This is a genomic window from Xanthobacter sp. YC-JY1, assembly GCF_021730305.1.
In the GTDB taxonomy this organism is placed as follows: domain Bacteria; phylum Pseudomonadota; class Alphaproteobacteria; order Rhizobiales; family Xanthobacteraceae; genus Xanthobacter; species Xanthobacter flavus.
In genome coordinates, this window is sequence record NZ_CP032674.1 from 1,478,082 (window position 1) to 1,499,944 (window position 21,863).

Annotated in this window: 21 protein-coding genes; 14 read left to right on the top strand and 7 right to left on the bottom strand. The window is 68.0% G+C overall.

Annotated features, from left to right (window positions below; translation table 11 throughout):
* Positions 1-212: 212 nt before the first annotated feature.
* From D7006_RS06930 to D7006_RS06965, 8 genes are all read left to right on the top strand, one after another.
* Positions 213-1,331, top strand: coding sequence for an alpha-hydroxy acid oxidase (locus tag D7006_RS06930; protein ID WP_237356871.1), 1,119 nt, complete (start codon positions 213-215; stop codon positions 1,329-1,331).
* 46 nt (positions 1,332-1,377) lie between these two features.
* The gene (locus tag D7006_RS06935) at positions 1,378-2,142 is read left to right on the top strand and encodes an acetoacetate decarboxylase family protein (RefSeq protein ID WP_237356052.1); all 765 of its coding nucleotides are present in this window, start codon (positions 1,378-1,380) and stop codon (positions 2,140-2,142) included.
* A 36-nt stretch (positions 2,143-2,178) separates the two neighbouring features.
* Positions 2,179-3,441 carry an ABC transporter substrate-binding protein gene (locus D7006_RS06940; protein ID WP_371745056.1) on the top strand — a complete coding sequence of 421 codons (1,263 nt, stop codon included), beginning with the start codon at positions 2,179-2,181 and terminating at the stop codon, positions 3,439-3,441.
* Positions 3,438-4,175, top strand: coding sequence for an SDR family NAD(P)-dependent oxidoreductase (locus tag D7006_RS06945; protein WP_237356053.1), 738 nt, complete (start codon positions 3,438-3,440; stop codon positions 4,173-4,175). The genes D7006_RS06940 and D7006_RS06945 overlap by 4 nt, the downstream gene beginning before the upstream one ends.
* Positions 4,176-4,220: 45 nt before the next feature.
* Positions 4,221-5,066, top strand: a complete 846-nt coding sequence (locus D7006_RS06950; RefSeq protein WP_237356054.1) for a fumarylacetoacetate hydrolase family protein — start codon at positions 4,221-4,223, stop codon at positions 5,064-5,066.
* Positions 5,067-5,431: 365 nt separating this feature from the next.
* A complete protein-coding gene (locus tag D7006_RS06955; protein WP_237356055.1) occupies positions 5,432-7,564 on the top strand; it encodes an acetate--CoA ligase family protein in 2,133 nt (710 codons plus the stop codon).
* Between the two features lie 53 nt (positions 7,565-7,617).
* Positions 7,618-8,403 carry a crotonase/enoyl-CoA hydratase family protein gene (locus tag D7006_RS06960; protein WP_229643562.1) on the top strand — a complete coding sequence of 262 codons (786 nt, stop codon included), beginning with the start codon at positions 7,618-7,620 and terminating at the stop codon, positions 8,401-8,403.
* A gap of 130 nt (positions 8,404-8,533) precedes the next feature.
* Positions 8,534-9,454 (top strand): ABC transporter substrate-binding protein, encoded by a 921-nt coding sequence (locus D7006_RS06965; protein ID WP_237356056.1) that lies wholly within the window; start codon positions 8,534-8,536, stop codon positions 9,452-9,454.
* On the opposite strand, the gene D7006_RS06970 is transcribed toward D7006_RS06965, so the two are convergent.
* Positions 9,441-10,412: a LysR family transcriptional regulator gene (locus tag D7006_RS06970; RefSeq protein WP_237356057.1), complete on the bottom strand. Its 972-nt coding sequence runs from the start codon at positions 10,410-10,412 to the stop codon at positions 9,441-9,443. The genes D7006_RS06965 and D7006_RS06970 overlap by 14 nt on opposite strands.
* A 313-nt stretch (positions 10,413-10,725) precedes the next feature.
* Here D7006_RS06970 and D7006_RS06975 point away from each other — a divergent pair, with 313 nt between their 5' ends.
* From D7006_RS06975 to D7006_RS07000, 6 genes are all read left to right on the top strand, one after another.
* A complete protein-coding gene (locus D7006_RS06975; protein WP_237356058.1) occupies positions 10,726-11,460 on the top strand; it encodes an ABC transporter permease in 735 nt (244 codons plus the stop codon).
* A complete protein-coding gene (locus tag D7006_RS06980; protein ID WP_237356059.1) occupies positions 11,460-12,254 on the top strand; it encodes an ABC transporter ATP-binding protein in 795 nt (264 codons plus the stop codon). Before D7006_RS06975 ends, D7006_RS06980 begins: the two co-directional genes overlap by 1 nt.
* 107 nt (positions 12,255-12,361) lie before the next feature.
* On the top strand, positions 12,362-13,528 hold the full coding sequence (locus tag D7006_RS06985) for a thiolase family protein (protein WP_237356060.1): 1,167 nt from the start codon (positions 12,362-12,364) through the stop codon (positions 13,526-13,528).
* A gap of 1 nt (position 13,529) precedes the next feature.
* Entirely contained in the window at positions 13,530-13,970 is a 441-nt protein-coding gene (locus tag D7006_RS06990; RefSeq protein WP_237356061.1) for a Zn-ribbon domain-containing OB-fold protein, read from the top strand.
* Positions 13,957-15,111, top strand: a complete 1,155-nt coding sequence (locus tag D7006_RS06995; RefSeq protein WP_237356062.1) for an acyl-CoA dehydrogenase family protein — start codon at positions 13,957-13,959, stop codon at positions 15,109-15,111. The genes D7006_RS06990 and D7006_RS06995 overlap by 14 nt, the downstream gene beginning before the upstream one ends.
* A complete protein-coding gene (locus D7006_RS07000; RefSeq protein ID WP_237356063.1) occupies positions 15,108-16,127 on the top strand; it encodes an acyl-CoA dehydrogenase family protein in 1,020 nt (339 codons plus the stop codon). Before D7006_RS06995 ends, D7006_RS07000 begins: the two co-directional genes overlap by 4 nt.
* Before the next feature lie 5 nt (positions 16,128-16,132).
* On the opposite strand, the gene D7006_RS07005 is transcribed toward D7006_RS07000, so the two are convergent.
* The 6 genes from D7006_RS07005 to D7006_RS07030 all read right to left on the bottom strand — a co-directional run bounded on the left by D7006_RS07005 (position 16,133) and on the right by D7006_RS07030 (position 21,863).
* On the bottom strand, positions 16,133-17,074 hold the full coding sequence (locus D7006_RS07005; protein ID WP_237356064.1) for a CoA ester lyase: 942 nt from the start codon (positions 17,072-17,074) through the stop codon (positions 16,133-16,135).
* A gap of 75 nt (positions 17,075-17,149) precedes the next feature.
* Positions 17,150-17,668 carry a flavin reductase family protein gene (locus D7006_RS07010; RefSeq protein ID WP_237356065.1) on the bottom strand — a complete coding sequence of 173 codons (519 nt, stop codon included), beginning with the start codon at positions 17,666-17,668 and terminating at the stop codon, positions 17,150-17,152.
* Positions 17,668-18,987, bottom strand: a complete 1,320-nt coding sequence (locus D7006_RS07015) for an LLM class flavin-dependent oxidoreductase (protein ID WP_237356066.1) — start codon at positions 18,985-18,987, stop codon at positions 17,668-17,670. The genes D7006_RS07010 and D7006_RS07015 overlap by 1 nt, the downstream gene beginning before the upstream one ends.
* Before the next feature lie 145 nt (positions 18,988-19,132).
* Entirely contained in the window at positions 19,133-20,359 is a 1,227-nt protein-coding gene (locus D7006_RS07020; RefSeq protein ID WP_169122467.1) for an ABC transporter substrate-binding protein, read from the bottom strand.
* Entirely contained in the window at positions 20,356-20,943 is a 588-nt protein-coding gene (locus D7006_RS07025; protein WP_237356067.1) for a carboxymuconolactone decarboxylase family protein, read from the bottom strand. The genes D7006_RS07020 and D7006_RS07025 overlap by 4 nt, the downstream gene beginning before the upstream one ends.
* Entirely contained in the window at positions 20,943-21,863 is a 921-nt protein-coding gene (locus tag D7006_RS07030; protein WP_237356068.1) for a branched-chain amino acid ABC transporter permease, read from the bottom strand. Before D7006_RS07030 ends, D7006_RS07025 begins: the two co-directional genes overlap by 1 nt.

The following is a 21,863-nucleotide window of genomic DNA, read 5'->3' on the forward strand; positions in this document are numbered from 1 at the left end:
CGCGGCATCGCCCGCGCCTATCGGCAGCGACGGGCCTGCGCAAGAGGCACGTGCCCTTGACAGGACCCGTCGCATGGCTTCTAACATAAAACGTATTTTGAATCCAAAGTACGTTTTTGATCGCGCCCAGGACAGCCAGAGTGATCTTCCCGAACGCGCCCATCACCTGCGTCGAGGACCTGCGCCGCCTGGCTGCGCGTCGGGTCCCGCGCATGTTCTACGATTACGTGGATTGCGGCTCCTGGACCGGTGCGACCTATCGGGCGAATGAGGAAGACCTTGCCGCTATTCGCCTGCGCCAGCGCGTGGGCATCGACATCTCCCGACGCAATCTCTCCAGCCGCATGCTGGGCGAGGATGTCGCCATGCCAGTGGCGCTCGCGCCCACCGGTCTTGCGGGGATGCAGTGGGCGGACGGGGAGATTCTCGCCGCACGCGCCGCCGAGCGGTTCGGCGTCCCCTTCACCCTGTCCACCGTCAGCGTGTGCTCCATCGAGGACGTGGCCGCCCAAACCTCGCGGCCCTTCTGGTTCCAGCTCTATCTGATGAAGGATCGCGCCTTCATGGAGCGGCTCGTCGCCCGTGCCCGCGATGCCGGCTGCTCGGCGCTGGTGCTCACCATGGATTTGCCCGTGCAGGGTCAGCGCCACCTCGACATCAAGAACGGGCTCTCGACCCCGCCGCGCCCCACGCTGCGCAATCTCGTCAACCTCGCCACCAAGCCGCGCTGGTGCCTGAATATGGCGCGGACCGAGCGGCGCACCTTCCGCAACATCGTCGGCCATGTGGAGGGGGTGAGCGATGCCTCCTCTCTGGCTCACTGGGTGTCCGAGCAGTTCGACCAGACGCTCGGCTGGGACCATGTGCGGTGGCTGCGCCGCATCTGGGACCGAAAGCTCATCGTGAAGGGCATCATGGACCCGGAGGATGCGCGGGCCGCGGCCGGCGCGGGGGCGGATGCCATCGTCGTGTCCAACCACGGCGGTCGCCAACTGGACGGGGCGCCCTCCAGCATCTCCGCGCTGCCGGCCATCGCCGAGGCGGTGGGCGCACGCACCGAGGTCCTGTTTGATGGCGGCATCCGCTCCGGGCAGGACGTGCTGAAGGCGCTGGCCCTGGGCGCCGCTGGCGTGCTCATCGGCCGGGCATTTCTCTATGGCCTCGGCGCCATGGGCGAGGCGGGGGTGACGCGCTGCCTCGAACTCATCCATCGCGAGCTCGACCTTACCATGGCCCTGTGCGGCCTCATCGACACGTCCGACGCCGCCCGCGCGTTGCTTGACGCACCCGCTTATCCCGAACCCGCCGCGCGCATTGCCGCGCCCGTCTGAACGACACACCCCGCGCGCCGGGGTCCGCCACAAAAGGAGAGGACCGATGTTCGGCAAGTATCCGATGCACCCCGGCAGCGGGGTCAACCCGCCGTATTCCCCGGCCTATCCGGTGGAGTGGGAATGCGCGCTGCGCACGCTGGAAGTGATGACCCGCGTCGATCCCGCGAAGACGCGGGCGCTGCTCGCGGACACGCCGTTCGAGCTGGTGAACGACCGCGTCGCCTTCCGCTTCATGGCCTCGCCGGGACACACCCTGTCGCTGCATCAGGGTCGCATGTTCGACCTGATGGTGACGGTGGCGGTGCGCTACGAGGACCTATTCACCCAGACGCACATCTACATGTACTGCTCCGATCCCATGGGCATCGCGGCCGGCCGCGAGCTGTTCGGCTACACCAAGAAGGACTGTACCTTCCGCTTTGACGAGGCCGAGACGGGCGCCATCGAGAGCGCGGTGATCCGGCGCGGCGTGCCGCTCGCGGAGGTGTCGTTCACGCCCGACCCGCAGGCTCCCATCGTGCGCCTCGTGGATGACGGGGAGCAGCCCGGCGGCGAAATCCATGTGCGTCGTCTGCCGCACCCCGAGCGGCTGGAAACGGCCTATGCCGATGTCGTCTACCGCCGCACGCCCATCGCCTATTCCGCGCCTGTCGCCGGCCGCGCGGTCATGAACCTGCACGAGAGTGCCTTCGATCCGCTGACCGAGCTGGAGCCGGAAATCCTCTCCGCCCAGTTCATGGTCTCCGACGTCTACGGCGGCGGCTTTGCGGTGGAGGACCGTCGTCTGCTCAAGCGGCTCATTCCCTGAGCTGCCACCAGAACAAGAACGAAGGGAGGAATATCCATGACCCGCAAGACAGACGAGACCATCGCCCGGCTCCGGCGCCCGCCATCGCTCGCCCGCCGGGCCGTGGTGGCCGCCGGCGCGCTGATGCTGGCGATGCCGGGGCTCGCCCTCGCGCAGGACCAGAGGACGATCAAGATCGGCGTGCTCACCGACATGTCCAGTCTCTATGCGGACGTGACCGGCAAGGGCTCGGTGGTTGCCACCCAGATGGCAGTCGAAGACTTCAACGCCGCCGGCAAGCCGCTCAAGGTTGAGGTAATTGCGGCCGATCACCAGAACAAGGCCGATGTGGCCGCCGGCATCGCCCGCAAGTGGTTCGACACCGAGGGTGTCGACATGATTGTGGACGTGCCGAACTCGGCCGTCGCGCTCGCCGTGGCCGCCATCGCCCGCGAGAAGAACAAGGTGATGATCGCCTCCGGTCCCTCCTCCTCGGACCTCACCGGAAAGGCCTGCTCGCCCAATACGGTGCACTGGACCTACGACACCTATGCCCTGGCCACCGGCGCCGCCACCGCGGTGGTGGAATCCGGTGGCAAGAACTGGTTCACGCTCACCGCCGACTACGCCTTCGGCCATGCCATGGAGCAGGACGTCCGGAACGTGGTCGCCCGCACCGGCGGCAAGGTGATCGGCGGTGTGCGCGCGCCTCTCAACACGCAGGATTTTTCCTCCTTCCTGCTGCAGGCGCAGGCGTCGGGCGCGCAGGTGGTCGGCCTCATCAATGCCGGCGGCGACACCATCAATTCCATCAAGCAGGCGGTGGAATTCGGCATCCCGCAGAGCGGGCAGCGCCTGGTGGCTACGGTGCTCTATCTCACCGATGTCCACTCGCTGGGGCTCAAGGTGGCGCAGGGCCTCCAGTTCACGGAGTCGTTCTACTGGGACCTCAACGAGGGCACCCGCGCCTGGACCAAGCGCTTCGCGCCGCGCAACGACGGACGCTATCCGAGCGCCCTGCATGCCGGCGCCTATGCCTCGACCCTGCATTACCTCAAGGCCGTCTCGGCCGTCGGCAATGCAACGGACGGTGTGGCGGTGGTGGACAAGATGAAGGCCCTGCCCACAGACGATCCCCTGTTCGGCAAGGGCTCGATCCGCGTCGACGGACGCAAGATCCACCCCATGTTCCTGTTCCAGGTGAAGACGCCGGCCGAATCCAAGTATCCGTGGGACTATTACACGGTGGTGAAGTCCATTCCGCCGGAGCAGGTGTGGCGTCCGCTGTCCGAAGGCGGCTGTTCGCTGGTCAAGTCGTGAGCGTCGCGCTGGTCACGGGCGGCGGCGGCGGCATCGGGCGCGCCATCGCGCTCAAGCTGGCCGCTGCCGGGCACGACGTGGCGTTGATCGACCGCGACGTGGCGCTCGGCGCCGAGACGGCCCGGCTGGTGGAAGGGGCGGGTCGCGCCGCCCTCTTCCTCGCGGCCGATGTCTCGTCGCCGGCGGAAGTCGCGGCCTTCGTCGCCGAGACCGAGGGGCAGCTCGGCCCCATTGAACTCTTCGCCAACAATGCCGGCATCGAGGGGGCGGTTGCGCCCATCTTCGACTACCCGGACGATGCCTTTGACGCCGTGATGGCGGTGAACGTCCGCGGCGTCTTCCTCGGCCTCAAGCACGTGCTGGCGCGGATGCGGCCAAGGGGGCGGGGCGCGGTGGTCAATACGGCCTCCACCTCCTCCATCCGGGGACGGCCCGGGCTCGCCGGCTATGTGGCGAGCAAGCACGCTGTCCTCGGCCTGACCCGCGTCGCCGCGCTCGACATGGCGGGCACCGCCATCCGGGTCAATGCCGTCCTGCCCGGTCCGGTGGAGACGCGGATGATCCGCGCGCTCGACGACAAGGCGGCCGCCGCCGGTGGCATCCGAAGGGCCGGTACCGCGCCCTATGGCGCCCCGGAAGATGTGGCGAGCGTGGTCGCCTTTCTGCTCTCGCCGGCGGCCGCCCATGTCAACGGCGCCGCGTGGACAGTGGATGCAGGCGTGACAGTGGCCTGACGGCCCGGCGCCGCGACGGTTTCTTTCAATCTGGGATGAACGACTATGAAGCTCTGCCGCTATGGCGCCCCGGGCGCGGAAAAGCCGGGTCTCGTCGATGGTGACGGCCGGCTGCGCGACCTCTCCGGCATCTGCGCGGACGTTGGGCCACGGGAGATATCACCCGAGGGCCTCGCCGCCTTGGCCGCAGTGGATCCCGCCTCCCTGCCCGAGGTGGAGGGCCGGCCCCGTTTCGGCGTGCCCTACAGCGGCATGAGCAAGTTCGTCTGCATCGGCCTGAATTATTCGGATCACGCCGCCGAAGCTGGGATGGCGGTGCCGGACGAGCCGATCATCTTCCTCAAGGCGCCATCGGCCCTCTCGGGACCGGACGACCCCATCATCCAGCCGCCCCATTCGACACGGCTCGACTGGGAGGTCGAACTCGGCGTCGTGATCGGCACAACCGCTCGCCATGTGAATGCGGCGGACTCGCTCGACTTCGTGGCCGGCTACTGCGTCGTGAACGACGTATCGGAACGCGCCTTCCAGATGCAGTCCTCCCAATGGGACAAGGGCAAGGGCTGCGACACGTTCGGCCCGGTGGGCCCGTTCCTCGTCACAAGGGACGAGGTGCCTGATCCGCAGAACCTCGACATGAGGCTCGACGTAAACGGGCGGCGCATGCAGAGCGGCAACACCCGCACGATGATCTTCGACGTCCGGGAGATCATCGCCTATTGCAGCCGCTACATGACGCTCCTGCCGGGCGACATCATCGCCACCGGCACTCCGCCCGGCGTCGGCATGGGGATGAAGCCCGAGCCGGTCTGGCTCCACCCGGGGGATGTGGTGGAACTCGAAATCGCCGGGCTTGGCCGGCAGCGGCAGCAGGTGACTGCCCATAGATGAGCCCTGGCTGGGCCCCACAACGCCGATCCCGCGGTCGCCAGTGAGCCGGGTGATTTCCCGGACTTTTTTACCCGCGCATGGACGCTGATGGTCAGATTGCTCCGGTGCGTTCCGGGCAGCGACCATCGGCTGCCATTACCGCCCGCTTCTTGATCGGGCCGCCCCGAGGGCCAATCCCGCCAAGACACCGCATTCCCGCCTCTGCCGATCGTCTCAATTTTGGAACGTGACGGGCGCTCAATGCGCGCTTTCCGCTCCCCGCGCTGGCTGGTACCCAACCTCACAGAGCTGCAAAACCAACCAATGGGCAGCCGGACTCTCCCGCCGTGTGGCGAGGGCTTCCGAAGACGGAGGATCATATGGGAATGCCGATCAAACTGGCGACCGAGGCGAAGCGAGCCCAGGGACTGGATCGCCTGCTTGGCGCGAAGTCGGTCGCCATCATCGGCATGTCGTCCAAGCCACAGTCGGCGGGCCAGATCGTTCTCAAAAACCTGCGGGAGAACAGCTTTCCCGGTGCCATCCATCTGGTGGGGCGCACCCCCGGCGTCATCGACGGCCTCAGTGTGATCACCGACATGGCGGAGCTGCCGCCCGGCGTGGACCTCGCCGTGCTCACCGTTCCGGCCGCAAGTGTCGAGGCGACGCTTGATGCCTGCATGGCGCGCGACGTTGGCTCCGCCATCGTCTTCGCCTCGGGCTTTGCCGAGACGGGCGAGGAGGGGCGGCGGGAACAGGAGCGCATCGGCGCGCGGGTGCGTGTGGGCGGAATGGTCGTGGTCGGGCCAAATTGCCTCGGCTTCACCAATTACGCGGCCGGATTCAGCATCACCTTCGTGGGCGTCAACAAGGTGCCGGCGATGCCGCAGGGCGCCCGCGATGCGGTCGCCATCGTCTCCCAGTCGGGCGGGCTCGCCAATCACCTGCGCCATGGTCTGAACGCGCGCGGTGTTGCGGTTTCCTACAATATCTCCACCGGCAACGAGATGGATCTCGGTCTCGGCGATTTCGTCGATCATCTGGTGGACGACGCGGCGACGCGGGTAATCATGATCTATGCCGAGGACATCCGCCGGCCGGACGTGTTCCTTGCTGCCGCCGCCCGCGCCCGGGCCATGGGCAAGCCGCTGGTCATGCTGTTTCCCGGCCGCAGTCCCCATGCGCGGGAAGCGGCCAAGTCACACACCGGCGCGCTTGCGGGCGACTATGCGGTGATGAAGGCCAAGGTGGAGCGCGCCGGCGTTCATCTGGTGGATACCCTCGACGAGTTCATGGATGTGGCCGAGATTCTCTCGCGCTATCCGGCGCCTTCCCGCGGGGGCCTCGGTATCCTCACCTTCTCCGGCGCCTTCTGCGGCATTGCCCATGATTTCTGTGCCGATATGGGCGTGGAGATTCCGGCCCTCTCGCCGGCCACGGAAGCCGAGCTGAAGGCGCTTCTGCCGGCGTTCATCTCGCCCCGGAACCCCATCGACCTCGGCACCGAGGCGGTGTGGCGGCCGGAACTGGTGGGGGCGGGCGTCGCGGCGCTGCTCAAGGAGCCGGCCATCGGCGCGGTCGCCATCTCCATCCCCATCGTGTCGCCCGCGCACGCCAAGGCCTATGTGGAGCAGGTGGTGGCGGCGCGGGGCGAGAGCACGAAGCCGGTGGTCATGGCGATGCTGGGGGACCAACTGCCCCTGCCGCCCGAATTCGTGGAGATCGCCCGCGCCAGCAAGGTGATCGTCTCGCGCTCATCGGACCGGGTGCTGAAGGCGCTGGCGCGGATCGTCCGCCAGCCTGATCCACGGCCGGCACCCCCAGCCGCGGCGCCGATGCAGGGGCGCGATCTGCCGCAGGGCACCCTGCCGGAGTGGCTGGGCAAAAGCCTGCTGGCGGGCGAGGGCATCAGGATTCCCGGCGGCCGTCTGGTTCGGACCCTGGACGAGGCCCGGGCGGCGGCGGAGGCCATCGGCTATCCCGTTGTCATCAAGGCGCAGGCCGGCGCGCTGGCCCACAAGACGGAAGCGGGCGGGGTGATCCTCAACCTTGCCGATGCCGACGCGCTCTCAGCCGCTTGGGCGACCCTGCATGCAAACATAGCCCGCGCCCAGCCCGGCCTCGTGCTGGAGGGCGTGCTGGTGGAGAAGATGTCGCCGAAGGGCCTGGAACTGGTGGTCGGCGGCCGCCGCGATCCACGCTGGGGGCCGGTGGTGCTCATCGGCCTCGGCGGCATCATGGTCGAGGCGCTGGGCGATGTCCGCCTTGTGGCAGCGGATGCCAGCCGGGAGGAGTTCGTCGCCGAGTTCGGCAAGCTGAAGGCGTCGAAGTTGCTTTACGGCTTCCGCAACCAGCCGCCCGTGGATGTGGCGGCGGCGGCGGATGTGGCGGTGGCGATCGGCCGCCTGCTGCTGGCGACGCCTGAGATCTCCGATGTCGAGATCAACCCGCTCATGGTCTACGAGCGCGGCCACGGCGCCGTGGCGCTCGATGCCCTCATCGTCAGCGCCGGCGGCTGAACCTTCCGCCGGCAAGCAAAGCGACAGTAACGCACCAAGTATCGGAGCCTGACATGCCCGCGCTCGTGACCTACGAGGTCGAGGACAACATCGCGCTGATCGGCCTCAACAGACCGGAGAAGCGCAACGCCATGAACGACGCGCTGCTGATGGAGCTTCGCGACGTGCTCAACGATGCCGGCGACAAGATCGACGCCGCCGTGCTGTTCGGCCACGGCCAGAATTTCTCGGCCGGGCTCGATCTCGCCGAGTTGTCGAAGCGCCTGACGCCGGAGGGGCAGGCGCCGCGCAGGCGCAGGCCGCGCCATCTGTGGCACTCCACCTTCGATCTGCTCGCCCGCGGCAACTTCCCGGTGGTCTGCGCGCTCCATGGCGCCACCATCGGCGGCGGTCTGGAGCTTGCTTCCGCGGCCCACATCCGCGTGGCCGATGAAACCACCTTCTTCGGCCTGCCCGAGGGCCAGCGCGGCATCTTCGTGGGCGGCGGCGGCAGCGTGCGCACCCAGCGTATCATCGGCTATCCCATGATGGCCGACATGATGCTGACCGGGCGTATCCTCACAGCCGAGGAAGGCAGCCGCTGCGGCCTCGCGCAATATGTGGTGCCGGCCGGGGAGGCGCTGGCGAAGGCCAAGGCGCTCGCCAGCGTCATCGCCTCCAACGTGCCCCAGACCAACTGGATGATCACCAACGTCCTGCCGCGCATCAACGATTTGTCGCACGACGACGGGCTCTTCATGGAATATCTCAACACGTCCATGACGCGACCGCCCGAAGCGCTGAAGCGCCTCGAAGATTTTCTGGAAAAGCGCGCGCCGGTGCTGGCGCGCCCCGAATAGACCCAAGAAGAACTTCAATAAGACAAATAAACACATAAAAGGGGAGGACGAAATGGGCCATCTCGTCGATCGGCGGACACTTCTGCGGGCAGGCCTGGGAGCCGGTGCGGGCGCTCTGGCGGGCTTCCCGATGCGGGGAGCATCGGCGCAGGGCGATGCCGTGCGCTGGGCCTATCTGGTGCCCGGCTTCACCGTGCTTATCGCCCGCTACATGCAGCAGAAGAAGCTCGGTGAAGCGCCGGGTGTCGGCCTCGCCGCACCAAACGAATACGCGACCGTCTCCACCTATTACAACGATTTCGCCGCCGGAAACTATGATGTCTGCATCGGCAGCTGGGACGTGTTCGCCCAGCGCTTCGAAGCCGGCGTGCCCATCCGCATGCTATGCACCATCACCACCGCGAGCATGATCTCGATCCTCACCGGGGAGCCGTCGATCAAGGGCATCCCGGATCTCAAGGGCAAGACGCTGGCGGCGCCGCAATCCACTGGCACGTTCCGCATGGTGTCGAGCCTCATCAAGGAGCGCTACGGCCTGGAGCTGGGGCGTGACATCAACATCCAGGGCGTCGACAATCCGGCCTCGTCCATGACCATGGTTCTGGCCAACCGGGCGGACGCAGGTCTCTCCTGGGAGCCGAACATCAGCGCCGCACTTGCCCGGCGGAAGGACCTGTCGCTCATCTTCAACGCGGGCAACGTCTATCGGGAGATCAGCGGCGGGGCCGAACTGCCTTATTTCGGCATCGCCGTGCGCCGCGAACTGGCCGAGCGTGATCCCGAGCGGGTGCGACGCATCCGTGCGGCGTTCGAGACCGCCATCAACGGCATCATCGCCGATCCGAAGGAGGCGGTGAGCCTCGTGGCGGATTCGGCCGGCGCGCCGGCCCCGGTGCTGCTCGATGCGCTTACCTCGAAGCGGCTCAGCTTCCGCTTCGGCTCCATGGCCTCGGCGGAGGAGCGCGCCCAGATGACCAAGGCCGGCGAGTTCCTGAAGCGGAACGGACTGCTGAAGCAGTCCATTGATCCCGGTTTCTTCATCGCGTCTTGAGGCTCGAAGGCTCCTTGCGCGCGTCGCCCGCCGGGCGGCGCCGTACAGGATCGGCCTGCTCGCTGCGGTCGAGCCGCGCCGGCCCGTCGGCGGCGAGGAATGACTCCACGTGGTCCAGGAACACGCGGGTGCGCTGCGGCACGTGGCGGCCCGCAAAATAGGTCGCCGTCGCCTGGAGTGCGGGGATTTCCTCCTCCATCTCCAGACGCACGAGACGGCTGTTGGCGACGTCGCCCCGGCACATGACATTCGGCAGCACGCCGGCCCCGAGGCCCGCGATCACCAGCTCGCGCGCGACGCCGATATTGTTCACGCGGACCGTGCCGTGCCGGTCCGCGTCCCCCCGAGCCTCCTCCCGCCATATGCCTTCGGCCACCTGCTGCTCGGTGAGCACGCCCTTGACATCTGCGAGGCGGCGGGGCGTCGTGGCGAGCCGCGCGAGATATTTCGGGCTGGCATAGATGCCGCGCGTGAGCGCCGTCAGCCGACGTGACGGCACTCCCGGATTGACGAGGCTGCCGAGCTGGATGGCGATGTCGTAGGTCTCCTCCGTCACATCCACCCATCGGCCGTTGACGTGGATGTCGAGGTCGATCATCGCGTACTTCTCGGCGAAGGACGCGATGGCGCTGCTGATCCAGCCGGTGCCGAAATCGATGGGCATGCTCACCCGCAGCTTGCCGCGCAGGCTGGTGCGCCGCTGCGTGGTCTGCAGCCCCGCGCTTTCCAGCTCCGCCGCGATGCGGGAGCAGTGGTCGTGCAGCCGGCGGCCCTCGTCGGTGACCAGGATGCGCCGGCTGGTACGCTTGAGCAGGGCCGCGCCGACCTGATCCTCCAGGTGCTTGATCTTCCGGCTGACGGTGGACTTGGGCTGGCCAAGTAACCGTGCAGCTCTAGTAATGTTTTCCTGGTTGACCACCTCGAAGAACACCACCAGCGCGTTAAGGTCGAAGTTCATCTCTTCCTCCCGGGCGATGGTTTCTAGCATCGTCCCAATTTTGGAACAACGCGCTGTGCGAATCCGCGCTTTGTGCCGCTGGAGGGGGTGCTATGGTCCGTTCAACGAAGGTGCTTCGGCTCCGGGGGCTGCGGCTCCCACGCCGTAACGGCGCCATCCGCCGGTCGCGCGCAGATGCTCGCGCACCCCATGGCGGGCAATGCGGGAGGTAGGGCACACGATGAGCGACAACCTTGTTGCGACAGGGCGGCCGCCTCTGCGGCCGGTGCCCGCCCGCAAGGCTTCAAGGCGCGGTTCCGGTCAGGGTGACGCGGTGGCGACGCTGGTCGTGGTCGCGGCGATGGTCATCGCGATGCAGATCGCCAGCGGCCATGTACCCGACTACATCATGCCCTCGCCCATGAGCGTGCTGCACGCCACCGGCGACATCCTCTTCGGCGACCGCATGCACGTTCTGGTGACGCTGGCGCGCCTTGCCGCCGCGCTCGCCTTCTCGCTGGTCGCGGGGGTGATCGTCGGAGCCATCATGGGAATGGTGCCGCTGGTGCGCCCCTTCCTACGCGCCATCATCGTCATCGACACCGGCATTCCGGCGCTCTCGTGGATGTTGATCGCGGTGTTCTGGTTCAAGGACACCGAGACGCGGATCTTCTTCATCCTCACGGTGATCCTGCTGCCTTTCTACGCCATGAACGTCTATGAGGGCATCCGCGCGCTGCCCAAGGACCTCGTGGACATGGTGGAGAGCTTCCGCCCGAGCCGCTGGCAGATGCTGCGGTACATGATCATGCCGCACATCGTCCCCTACATCTTCATCACCACCAAATCGGTCGTCGGCTATGCCATCCGCATGGCGGTGTTCGCCGAGCTGGTCGCCTCGGCCATCGGCATCGGCTCGCGCATGAGCCTTGCCCAGTCCAGCTTTCGCATCGATCAGGTGTTCGCCTGGACCTTCCTGCTGGTCATCCTCAACATCGCCTTGCAGTGGGGCGTCTCGGCCATCGAGAAGCTGTTCCTGAAGTGGCGGCCGGAAGTGGCGGTGCGGTGATGGGCACGATCGATCCGGTCATCGAGATCCGCAACATCCACAAGAGCTTCGGCGGCTTCGTCGCGGTGGACGACTTCAGCCTGCGCGTCGAGCCGGGCGAGATCGTTGCGCTTTTGGGACGCACGGGGGCCGGCAAGAGCACCGTGCTCAATCTGGTGATGGGCACCATCGGCCCCGACCAGGGCTCTATCCGCGTCGCGGGCTTTGATCCCTACGCCCAGTTCCGCGAACTGAAGGGCCGCATCGCCGTCTCCTTCCAGACCGACCGGCTGCTGCCTTGGCGCACGGCGGTGGAGAATGCCGAACTCGGCCTCCTCATCCTCGGCGTGCCGAAGGCCGAGGCGCGCACGCGGGCTCTGGCGTGGCTGGAGCGGGTGAATTTGAAAGGCGCGCAGGACAAGTATGTCCATGAGCTGTCCGGCGGCATGCGCCAACGCGTGTCGCTAGCCCGCGCCCTGGCGGTGGACCCGGCCATCGTGTTTCTGGACGAATCCTTCAGCCAGCTCGACCATGCGACGGCGGGCAAGCTGCGGCGGGATTTCCATCGCATCGCCAAGGAATTCGGCAAGACCTGCCTGTTCGTGACCCATCGCATCGAGGACGCGATCGAGATCGCGGACCGGGCCATCGTGCTCAATCCGGGCGCGCGCATCGTGCTCACGGAGGAGATTACGCCGGAGCTGCGTGCCGATCCTGCACGGGTTCGCGCCTGCCACGCCCGCATTGCCGAAGCCATGGGTGGCGAAGGCGAGGCGGACGACCAGGAGAGCCTCGCCCCCGTCACCGCCGGCTGATCGCCAGAGCGGCAGTCTTTCCAGCACCGGCGGCGCTGCGCAGCCGGTGATCGGCCGGCCCATGTCCGGGCGCCGGCCGTCCCAGCTTCATCATCCGGAGGTGCCGAATGGCACGGACAGACGTGGTCATCGCCGGCTATGCCGAGACCAGGGTGGTCTACCAGAGCGGTCGCTCGGCCTATGATTTTGCCGGCCTCGCGCTGAGCGAGCTCCTCGGCAAGACGGGCATCGCCAAGGACGAGATCGATGGCCTCTCGGTAACGCTGGCCTTGAGCGAGGGCAGCAATCCGTTCTTCGCGGTCTATATGGCCGACGCGCTCGGCCTCACCCCCACCTGGCTCAATGTCGGCGGCATCGGCGGCTGCTCGGCGGCGGGCGGCGTCGCGCGGGCGATGTGGGCCATCCGCGAGGGCGCGTGCCGCATCGCGGTCGTCCTCTCCGCGGATGCGCCGAGTACGGCCTTCCGGGCGAATTACGGGGCCTACCGGCCGGAATTCCAGGACCCGCAGGGCGTGCAGGGGCCGCCTGCCACCTTCGGGCTGCTGATGAGTCGCTACGATCACCAGTATGGGCTCGATCCCCGGGCGCTGGGCAAGATCGCGGTCACCCAGCGCGCGCATGCGCTGCGCAATCCCAACGCCCTCGACAAGTTTCGCAAGCCGCTCACCATGGACGACTATCTCGCCTCGCGACCGATCGCCGACCCGCTGCGCGTGCTCGACTGCGTGATGTATTGCGACGGCGCCAACGCCTTCCTCGTGATGAGTGCGGAGGAGGCCCGCGCCCGCGGGATCGAGAAGGTCGCCCATCCCACCGCCTATGCCGAGGTCACCAACCACAACGGCGCCGATCCGCTGGCTGATATCACCGACAGCGGCTTCTACCGCATCGCGCCAAAGGTGTTCGCCAAGGCCGGGCTTACGCCCGCCGGCATCGGCATGTTCCAGCCCTATGACGACTTCACCATCGCAGTGCTGATGCAACTCGAGGCGTTCGGTTTTTGCGCCCCGGGCGAGGGCTCGGCCTTCGTGCGCGACACTGATCTTTCCTTCACCGGCACCCTGCCGCTCAATACCGGCGGCGGCCAGATCTCGGCCGGCCAGCCGGGGCTCGCCAGCGGCGGGCTGAACCTTGCCGAGGCCGTACGGCAGCTGTTCGGCGAGGGCGGCGAGCGGCAGGTGCCCGGGGTGCGCAATGCGCTGGTGACGGGCATCGGCGTCATCCCATACGGCCGCAACTGGGGCTGCAGCGCCGCGATGATCCTGGAGGTGTGAGATGGCCGAGACCGAGGGACGGCTGGTGCCGGCCGCCAACCGCTATGTCCCCTCGCAGCCGTTCTGGGACGGCGCGCGCGAGGGCCGGCTGATGCTCCAGATGTGCCTCGATACGGGCCGCTTCCAGCATCCGCCCCACCCGTTGAGTGTCTACACTGGTAGCCAGAACGTGGAATGGCGCCAGGTGAGCGGGCTCGGCTCGATCTATGCCGTGACGGTGGTCCGCGTGCCGGGGCCGGGTCTCGCCGGACGGCTGCCGTTGATTGTTGCCACGGTGGAACTGGTCGAGGGCGTGCGCCTCATCGCCAACATCATCGACAGCGCAGCGGAGAGCGTTCGCATCGGCGCTGCGGTGGAGTTGGCATGGGACCACCTCGGCGACGGCACGCCCTATCCCGCATTCCGGACGCTGGCGCAGGGGGTGGCCGATGCTCAGGATTGAGACCGAGGCAGAGCAGGCGTTCCGCCGCGAGGTGCGCGACTGGTACGAGGCGGAGCTTCCCGAAGACCTGCGCGACCTCACTTTCCGCCCGGAGCCGGCGCAGGCGCTCGGCTGGTATCGCCGCCTGTCGCAGAAGGGATGGATCGCACCGCACTGGCCCAAGGCGTTCGGCGGCATGGGCGCCTCGCCGGTGGAGCAGGTGATCCTCATGGAGGAGGCCGCCCGCATCGGCGCGCCCGAACTGCCGACGCAGGGCCTCAACCAGATCGGCCCCATCCTCCAGCGCTTTGGCACGCCGGAGCAGCAGGCACGCCACCTGCCGGCGATCCTGAACGGGGATGTGATCTGGTGCCAGGGCTATTCCGAGCCCGGGTCAGGCTCGGACCTTGCCTCTCTGAGGACGCGCGGGCGGGTGGAGGGCGACGAGATCGTCATCACCGGCCACAAGATCTGGACCACGTGGGGCCACCATGCAGACTGGATCTATGCCCTCGTGCGCACCAACGAGGAGCTGCCGCGCCGGCAGGGCATCACCTTCATCCTGGTCGACCTGAAATTGCCCGGCATCACGCGCCGTCCCATTCGCACCCTTGCCGACGAGTGCGAGTTCTGCGAGGTGTTCTTCGACGCCGTGCGGGTGCCGCGGGCAAACGTGGTGGGCATCCTCGACGGCGGCTGGAACATCGTCACCGCACTGCTCGACGAGGAGCGCATCCAGCTCGGCGCGCCCTCCCACGCCTTGCGTGCGCTGGAGCGTGTGCGCCGCATGGCGCGGGCACTGGGGCCTGTATTGGGGGCGTCGGGCCGCCTCCGGTTGGCGGAGGCCGAGACGGAGGTGGCGGCGCTCACCGCCGCCTTCCTCCAGACACCGACCGAGGCAGAGCAAGGCCGCACCCCCGACGCCTCCAGCCTCAAGATCCTGTCCACCGAGACCACCCAGCGCGTGCTGGACATCGCACAGGAACTGGCCGGCGCGGCGGCGCCGCTCAAGAGCCCTGCCTCTGTCGGCGGCACGGTCATCGACTTCAGCGAGCTGTTCCTCCAGTCGCGCCGCCTCTCCATCTATGGCGGCACCAATGAGATCCAGCGCGGCCTCATCGCCGACCGCGTGCTGAAGCTGCCGAAAGGAAAGCGGCCATGATCGCGCCGACACCCGAGCAGGTGCTGATGCGGGACAGCCTTATCCAGCTCCTCGGCGATGGCGTCTCCCGCATGCGGGGCGCGGATGGCGGCCCTCCCGACCGTGCCGTCTGGGTCGATATCTGCGAGGCCGGGTGGCCGGGCCTGCTCCTGCCGGAAGCGTCCGGCGGCTGGGGCGGCACCGCGATCGACATGGTGATGGTGCTGGAAGGCGCTGCCGCCACGCTGGCGCCGGAGCCGCTGATCGCCGCTCTGGCGACCGCGCCCCTGCTCGCCGCCTGCGGTACCGAGCCCGCCCACGCCTTGCTTGCCAATATGCTCGCCGGGCAGACGGTGGTGCTGCCGGCGGAGATGGCCATTTCTCCGCTAGCGCCGGACGGCGGCTTCGTGCTGTTCGATGCTCCATGGGCGGACGTGGCTGTCATCGGGGCGGGGCAGGGGGACGGGTTCCGCCTCGTCGCGCTGTCGTCTGCCGAGATGGAGGACGCTCCCTTGCGCCGGACCATCGACGGTGGTGCACAGCGCATTCTGTCCCTCGCCGCGGGCGCAGGGCGGCTGCTGGCGGAAGGGCCGAAGGCGGCACAGGCATTTTACGCCACGCGCGATCTGCTGCGACTCGGGGCGGCCGCGAGCCTTGTGGGGCTCGTCGCCCGCGCATTCGCGCTCACAGTGGAATATCTCGGCATGCGCAGCCAGTTCGGCCAGCCCATCGGCGCATTCCAGGCCCTCCAGCACAGGGCGGCGTCCATGCATGTGGCCCACGCGGCGGCCTGGGCGCTGGTCTGCGAGGCGGCCCTTGCCGTGGGCGGGGACAAGGAGCGGGTCGCTTGTGCCATGGCCAAGGCGAAGGCGTCGGCCACCGCGCGCGGAGTGCTGAAGGACTGCGTGCAGATGCACGGCGCCATCGGTTTCTCGGACGAATACGTCCTCGCCCCGCTGTTCCGCCGTGCGGTCACGCTCGCCTCCGCCTTCGGCACGCCGGAGGCGTGTTTGGCCGAATTGGGCTGCGAGGGCTAAGTGGCTCAGGGCAATCCGGCGCTGTCGCCGCCCAACTCCGCGGCGCGGGAGAGGAGCCTTTTGGCGGCGAGATAGAAGGGGACCTCGATGAGGAAGTCTCCAAGCCGGGCGCGGTCGAGCCCCGCTGCCCGCGCCGCTTCGAAGGCCGCGACGATCTCGCTTGCCTCGGCGATGTCATCGTCCGAAGGCGTCAGCACGGCGTTGATGATCGCCACATGGGCCGGATCCACGGCGCTCTTTGCCGCGTAGCCCAGTTGGCGTCCGTAGCGCGTATCCGCCTCGCATCCCTCCACATCGGCGAAGGTGTAGGGGCAATCGATGGACACCACCCTGGCGGCCCGCGCCTCCAGATGCAGCCGCTGCCGGGCATAGGCGAGTTCCGTGGCCGCCCGGCTGCGCGGGGCGCCGAGGTCCTCGGCCAGATCCTCGGTGGAGCAGAGAACGGCACTGACCCGCGGGCTGGCGGTGGCAATGGCGTAGGTCTGCATGACACCGCGGGCCGTCTCGATGTTCGGGACGATCTCGATGGCCCCGGCCGGCAGGCCGAGCCGCAGTTCATGCCGAGTGATCTCGGCGTCGAGGGCGGTGATCTGGGCCGGCTCGGCGACCTTGGGCAGATGCACGGCGTCCGGCCGGCCCGCGATGACCCCCGCGAGGTCGGCGAGGCCGTCGCCCTCCAGCGGATTGATCCTGACGCAGGCCACGATGCCGGCCGCGCGCCAGGCTGAGAAGGCCTCGGCGGCCATGGCCCTCGCCTGAGGGCGAAGGTTGGGCAGCGTGAAGTCCTCCAGTTCCTGGATCAAAGCGTCGGCGCCGCACTGCGCCGCTCCGAGCAGCGCGGCACGATCACCCCCGGGGACGAACAGCCAGCTCCGTCGCAGGGCCGGCCGGCGGCGGCTGTCCTTCTGCGATAGCGGATGCGTCGTTCCCACGTCTTCCTGCGGCATGATCGGCTCTCTCTTGCGAACGGGCGCAAGATGGGCCGGAGGCGGGGCGCGGCGCAAGAACGGTGTCTGATCCCCTCAGGCCACTGCGCCGCCGGTCGCCGCGAGCCGGCGATATCCGCCATCGAAATAGAGCAGCGGCTCGGCACCGCGGCAGCTGACGCCGACCACCTCGCCGACGAAGATGGTGTGCGTGCCGGCATGGTGGCGCTCGCGCAGCCGGCACTCGATCACGGCCACCGCTTCGGCAAGGAGGGGGCAGCCGGTCTCACCCCATCCGTGCGCGACGCCCTCGAACGGTTCATCGAGCCGGCGGGCGAAGCGGCCGGCCAGATCCTGCTGGTGCGCGGCGAGGATGTTTACCGCGAAGGCGCCGCTGTCGGCGATCAGCCCGTGGGAGGTAGTCTCACGGTTCACCACGGCGAGAATCTGCGGTGGGGCGGTGCTGACGCTGCAGACCGCCGTCGCCGTCATGCCGTTGAGCTGGTCGCCGCGGCGGGAGGTGATGACCGTGACGCTGGCCGCCAGCGCCCGCATGGCGGCCTTGAAATCCGCCGCCTCCACGGGCGGCGCTGCGACGGGAGCGGCGCGGCTCATCAGGCCGCCCCCTCTGCGAGGAGGTCGCGCAACTGGCCCCCGGCATATCCGCGCCGCAGGTAGCCACGGGCCTGCAGGAGCGGCACGACCTCGCGCACGAAGTCCTCGAACGTGTCGGGCAGGAAGGCCGGCGACACGACGAAGCCGTCCGCCGCCCCGCTGTCGATGATGGCGATGAGCTGGTCCGCCACCTCCGCTGCCGTGCCCACCGCACGCGGGCACATGACGCCGCGCGCATAGATGCCGCCCGCCTCGGCGATGGTCATGCCGCCGTCGGGGGTGATGCTGCGGAGCGCCGCAAGGTTCCCCTGGCTGCCGGAGGCGGCGATCTCCTTCACCGTGGCATCCATCGGCAGGCTGGAGAAATCGGTGTTGGCGTGGGCGGCCAGCGTCGAGAGGCCGGCGACCGGGTCGGCGAGGGAATCGTGCAGGGCCTCTTTCTCCTCCGCCTCGGCGCGGGTGGAGCCGATGAAGGGCATGATGGCCATCAGCACCTTGCTGGCCCCGGGGGGCCGCCCGGCGGCTTTCAGTGCGCCCGCGACATCGGCCTTGAAGGCGTGCATCCGCTCCAGATTGGGCTGGAGCGCGAAGATCACGTCCGACCAGCGCGCCGCGAACGCCTTGCCGCGCCCGGAGGAGCCCGCCTGCACGATCACCGGCCGTCCCTGCGGGCTGCGCGGGATGTTGAGTGGCCCGCGCGACTGGAACCACGGCCCGCGATGGTTCACGTAGTGCACCTTGGCGGGATCGGCATAGATGCCGGCTGCCCGGTCGAGGACGAGGGCGTCTTCGTCCCAGCTGTCCCAGAGGCGGAAGGCGAGTTCCATGAACTCGTCGGCGCGGTCGTAGCGCTCGTCATGGCCGAGATGGGGCACGGTGCCGAAGTTCAGCGCCTCCCCGTCATTCATGGAGGTGACCACGTTCCACGCCGCCCGTCCGGCGGAGATGTGGTCGAGCGTCGCGAACTCGCGGGCGATGTTGTAGGGCGCGTCATAGGTGGTGGAGCGGGTCGCGCCGAGGCCGATGTGGCGCGTCACCGCCGCCATGGCGCCGAGGATGGGCATGGGGTCCATGCGGGTCGCGTCCTGGTCGCCCCGCGCGAGGCCGGCGGCATGGCTGTCGCCATAGCGGTCCGCGATGGCGAGACGATCGGCGAAGAAGAGGAAGTCGAAGCAGCCCTGCTCCAGAAGGCGGGCGATGCGCACGTAGTGGTCGAGGCTGAGGAACGGCGTGTCATGGGCGGGATTGCGCCAGATGGCGTGGCTGTGAACCACCGGGCCGGCGATCAGGAAGCCGCACAGATGCATGGATTTTGGCATGGTTGATCCTCCCTGTCCCGATTTCGGGCAAGGCTTTCCGGTTCACGCGCCGGATGCCCCGCGCATGCTGATGATGAGACTTTGATGGTCATACTGGATGGCCCTTCCCCGACCGTGCCGGGGAAGGGTGGGCTTGGAATTGGCGTCAGGTAATGATGCCGAGGGAGACGTTCTTTCCGCCCTTGATCTCCTGGACCAGGAAGGAGCGGTTGATCTGGTCGCCACGGGCGTCGAAGTCGCAGGTGGCGCCGGCGCCGACAAACTTGATCTTCTTCCCGGCGCGGATGAGTTCGAGGCCCTTCACCACGTCGTCCACCTCCTCGCCGGGAGGATTGCAGACCTCGAATACGGATTTCGCCCATACCTTCGCATCGGATGACTTGGCGTGCTCCATGGCGAGGGCCGTCACGCACATCTGGTCATGGGCATTGCCGGCAAAGAGGAAGACGGTGCCGGGCGCCGCGCCCATCTCCTTGACGAACCTCTTGTAGGAAGGCGCGTCCAGCGGCGGCGCGGGCTGAAGGTGGTAGATGCCGTTCGCCACCTCCGGGCCCACCGCCTGGAGGAACTTGCCCTCCGCATCGGCGCCGATGGAGAGCGCGACGATCTTGGACTTGAAGCCGCCGCGATAGACCTCCTTGGCGATGGAGACGAAATCCGTCAGCAGCGACAGGCAGAACACCGCGTCCGGATCTCCGCCGAATGCCTTCTCGACTTCGGAGCGGTAGGAAGGCTGGTCCGGGTTGTACATCACCACGTCGAGCACCTTGCCGCCGAGCTTGGCGAACTCCGCCTTGAAGGGCTCGATCATGGCCACGACGAAGGGGTTCTGCTGGGCCAGCACCACCGCCGTCTTGGCGCCGATGGTCTTCATCACCTTCGCGCCGGCGGGTCCCCAGGACGTGCTCTTCGCCTGGAAGCGGAAGACCATGCCCTTGGTGTCGCCCTCGGTCACCGCATTGGCCGAGCACGAGACCATCTGCACCTTGTCGGCGGCGAGAATGATGGGCTTGGCCGCCAGTGCGATTGGGCTGCCCCAGAAGCCGCCCACCAGCTCCACCTTGTTCACTTCCAGAAGTTTCTTGGTGGCGGTGACGCCCACTGTGGGATTGGTCTCGGAATCCTCAATGAACAGCTTCAGCGGACGGCCGCCGAGGATGCCGCCGGCATCGTTCACCCATCTGACCACCATCTCGGCGGCCTTCTTCATGTCCGGGCCATAGGGGCCGGTTGCACCTGAGAAGGGCAGGACCATGCCGACGGGGATCTCGGCCGCCTGTGCCGCCGCGGGCCGGCCCAGCAAGGCGGCAGCCGGAAGCGAGGCGAGGCCGGCGACCACGTGCCGGCGAGTGAGGGGCAGACTGCGCGTCACGGCTGTTCTCCTGCTGCTGTGTCGGGTTCGGGTTCGGGGTGGAGGTGGAGCAGCGCCTCCGCGGCGCCGTCATCGATCTGCAGTGCGTCGTTGAAGCGGTTGAAGAAGCCGGCGAGCGCCGCGCGCAGCGTCAGCTCGACGATCTGCGCCTCGGTGAAATGCTGCCGGAGGTCATCGAACACGTGATCGCGGATGCCCCAGGCGCGCTGGGTGACGAGCCGGGCGTAGTCGATCACCGCGCGGTCGGCGGCATCGAAGGCGGGATGGTTGCTCTCGGGGAGGGCGGCCACCGCGTCCGCCGGCACGCCCTCGACCTCGAGCAGGGGGGTGTGGTGGGAGACGCAATAGGGGCAGGCATTGAGCTTCGAGACGGTCACCACCGCCAGCTCGATGTAGCGGAACGGCACGCCTTCCCGCGCCCGCAGCTCCATCAGCATTCGGTAGAGATGGTCGAGCGCGGGCGGCACGTGGGCGAGCACCGACGCCTGGTCGCGAAAGTCGGAATAGCCGCCGGCGAAGGCTGTGAAGACCTCCGCATAGGGGGGCGGCAGGTCGGCCGCGGTGAGGGGGGCGACGCGGGGCATCAGGCTTTCTCGCTTTCGGGCGGGAAGAAATCGGCGAAGCGGCGCTTCGGCTCGGAGACGAGGCCTTCCGGCCGCAGGATGAGGAGCAGGACGATGCCCACCCCGATCATGCCGAGCCGCAGCGCGGAGAGCTGGACGCCATCGACGCCGGGGATCACGTCCTTCAGGAAGCGGGTCGCCTCCAGGATCAGCATGATCGAGCCGGCGCCGAGGACGAGGCCAAGGTTGGATCCGCGTCCGCCGGCAATCACCGCCATGAAGGCATAGGCGGTGATGATGGGGGTGAACTGGCTCGGGTCGATATAGGTGAGGAAGAAGGCGTGCAGCGCCCCCGCGAGCCCCATGATGGCGCCGCCGATGGCGAAGGCGCGCACCCGCAGGGCCAGCACCGGCTTGCCGAGCGCCGCTGCGGCCGTCGCATCGTCGCGGACCGCGCGCAGCGCCCGGCCGAAGGGTGAGCGGACCAGCGCCTCGCTGAAGGCGAAGACGATCACCACCAGCCCCAGAGCGAAGGCGAGGATCACCGCATCGCCCCATCCGGCCGGCGTGACGCCCGCGAAGGGTCGGGGAATATCGGCGATGCCGAGCGCCCCGCCGGTGAGGTCGCCGAGGTTGAGCAGCAGGATCCGCACGATCTCCGCGAAGCCGATGGTGACGATGGCGAGGTAGTTTTCCTCCAGCCGGATGGTGAGCAGCGAGAGCAGCATGGACAGCCCGGCGCACACGGCGGCGGACAGCGCGAGACCGGCCAGCCAGCCCACATGCGGCGCGCTGATTGCCAGTGTGTAGGCGCCGAGCGCGACGAAGCCGGCGACGCCGAAATTGACCAGCCCGGCAAGGCCCCATTGCAGGTTCAGCGCCAGCCCCACGAGGGCCGCGATGGCGACGAGGATGACGACGGTGACGAGGTAGGAGATCAT

Excerpts from the sequence above, each read along its gene's own strand:
- D7006_RS06930 (WP_237356871.1), top strand. The coding sequence starts at position 213 with ATGTTCTACGATTACGTGGATTGCGGCTCCTGGACCGGTGCGACCTAT.
- D7006_RS06935 (WP_237356052.1), top strand. The coding sequence starts at position 1,378 with ATGTTCGGCAAGTATCCGATGCACCCCGGCAGCGGGGTCAACCCGCCG.
- D7006_RS06940 (WP_371745056.1), top strand. The coding sequence starts at position 2,179 with ATGACCCGCAAGACAGACGAGACCATCGCCCGGCTCCGGCGCCCGCCA.
- D7006_RS06950 (WP_237356054.1), top strand. The coding sequence starts at position 4,221 with ATGAAGCTCTGCCGCTATGGCGCCCCGGGCGCGGAAAAGCCGGGTCTC.
- D7006_RS06955 (WP_237356055.1), top strand. The coding sequence starts at position 5,432 with ATGCCGATCAAACTGGCGACCGAGGCGAAGCGAGCCCAGGGACTGGAT.
- D7006_RS06960 (WP_229643562.1), top strand. The coding sequence starts at position 7,618 with ATGCCCGCGCTCGTGACCTACGAGGTCGAGGACAACATCGCGCTGATC.
- D7006_RS06965 (WP_237356056.1), top strand. The coding sequence starts at position 8,534 with ATGCGGGGAGCATCGGCGCAGGGCGATGCCGTGCGCTGGGCCTATCTG.
- D7006_RS06970 (WP_237356057.1), bottom strand. The coding sequence starts at position 10,412 with ATGAACTTCGACCTTAACGCGCTGGTGGTGTTCTTCGAGGTGGTCAAC.
- D7006_RS06980 (WP_237356059.1), top strand. The coding sequence starts at position 11,460 with ATGGGCACGATCGATCCGGTCATCGAGATCCGCAACATCCACAAGAGC.
- D7006_RS06985 (WP_237356060.1), top strand. The coding sequence starts at position 12,362 with ATGGCACGGACAGACGTGGTCATCGCCGGCTATGCCGAGACCAGGGTG.
- D7006_RS06990 (WP_237356061.1), top strand. The coding sequence starts at position 13,530 with ATGGCCGAGACCGAGGGACGGCTGGTGCCGGCCGCCAACCGCTATGTC.
- D7006_RS06995 (WP_237356062.1), top strand. The coding sequence starts at position 13,957 with ATGCTCAGGATTGAGACCGAGGCAGAGCAGGCGTTCCGCCGCGAGGTG.
- D7006_RS07000 (WP_237356063.1), top strand. The coding sequence starts at position 15,108 with ATGATCGCGCCGACACCCGAGCAGGTGCTGATGCGGGACAGCCTTATC.
- D7006_RS07005 (WP_237356064.1), bottom strand. The coding sequence starts at position 17,074 with ATGCCGCAGGAAGACGTGGGAACGACGCATCCGCTATCGCAGAAGGAC.
- D7006_RS07010 (WP_237356065.1), bottom strand. The coding sequence starts at position 17,668 with ATGAGCCGCGCCGCTCCCGTCGCAGCGCCGCCCGTGGAGGCGGCGGAT.
- D7006_RS07015 (WP_237356066.1), bottom strand. The coding sequence starts at position 18,987 with ATGCCAAAATCCATGCATCTGTGCGGCTTCCTGATCGCCGGCCCGGTG.
- D7006_RS07025 (WP_237356067.1), bottom strand. The coding sequence starts at position 20,943 with ATGCCCCGCGTCGCCCCCCTCACCGCGGCCGACCTGCCGCCCCCCTAT.
- D7006_RS07030 (WP_237356068.1), bottom strand. The coding sequence starts at position 21,863 with ATGATCTCCTACCTCGTCACCGTCGTCATCCTCGTCGCCATCGCGGCC.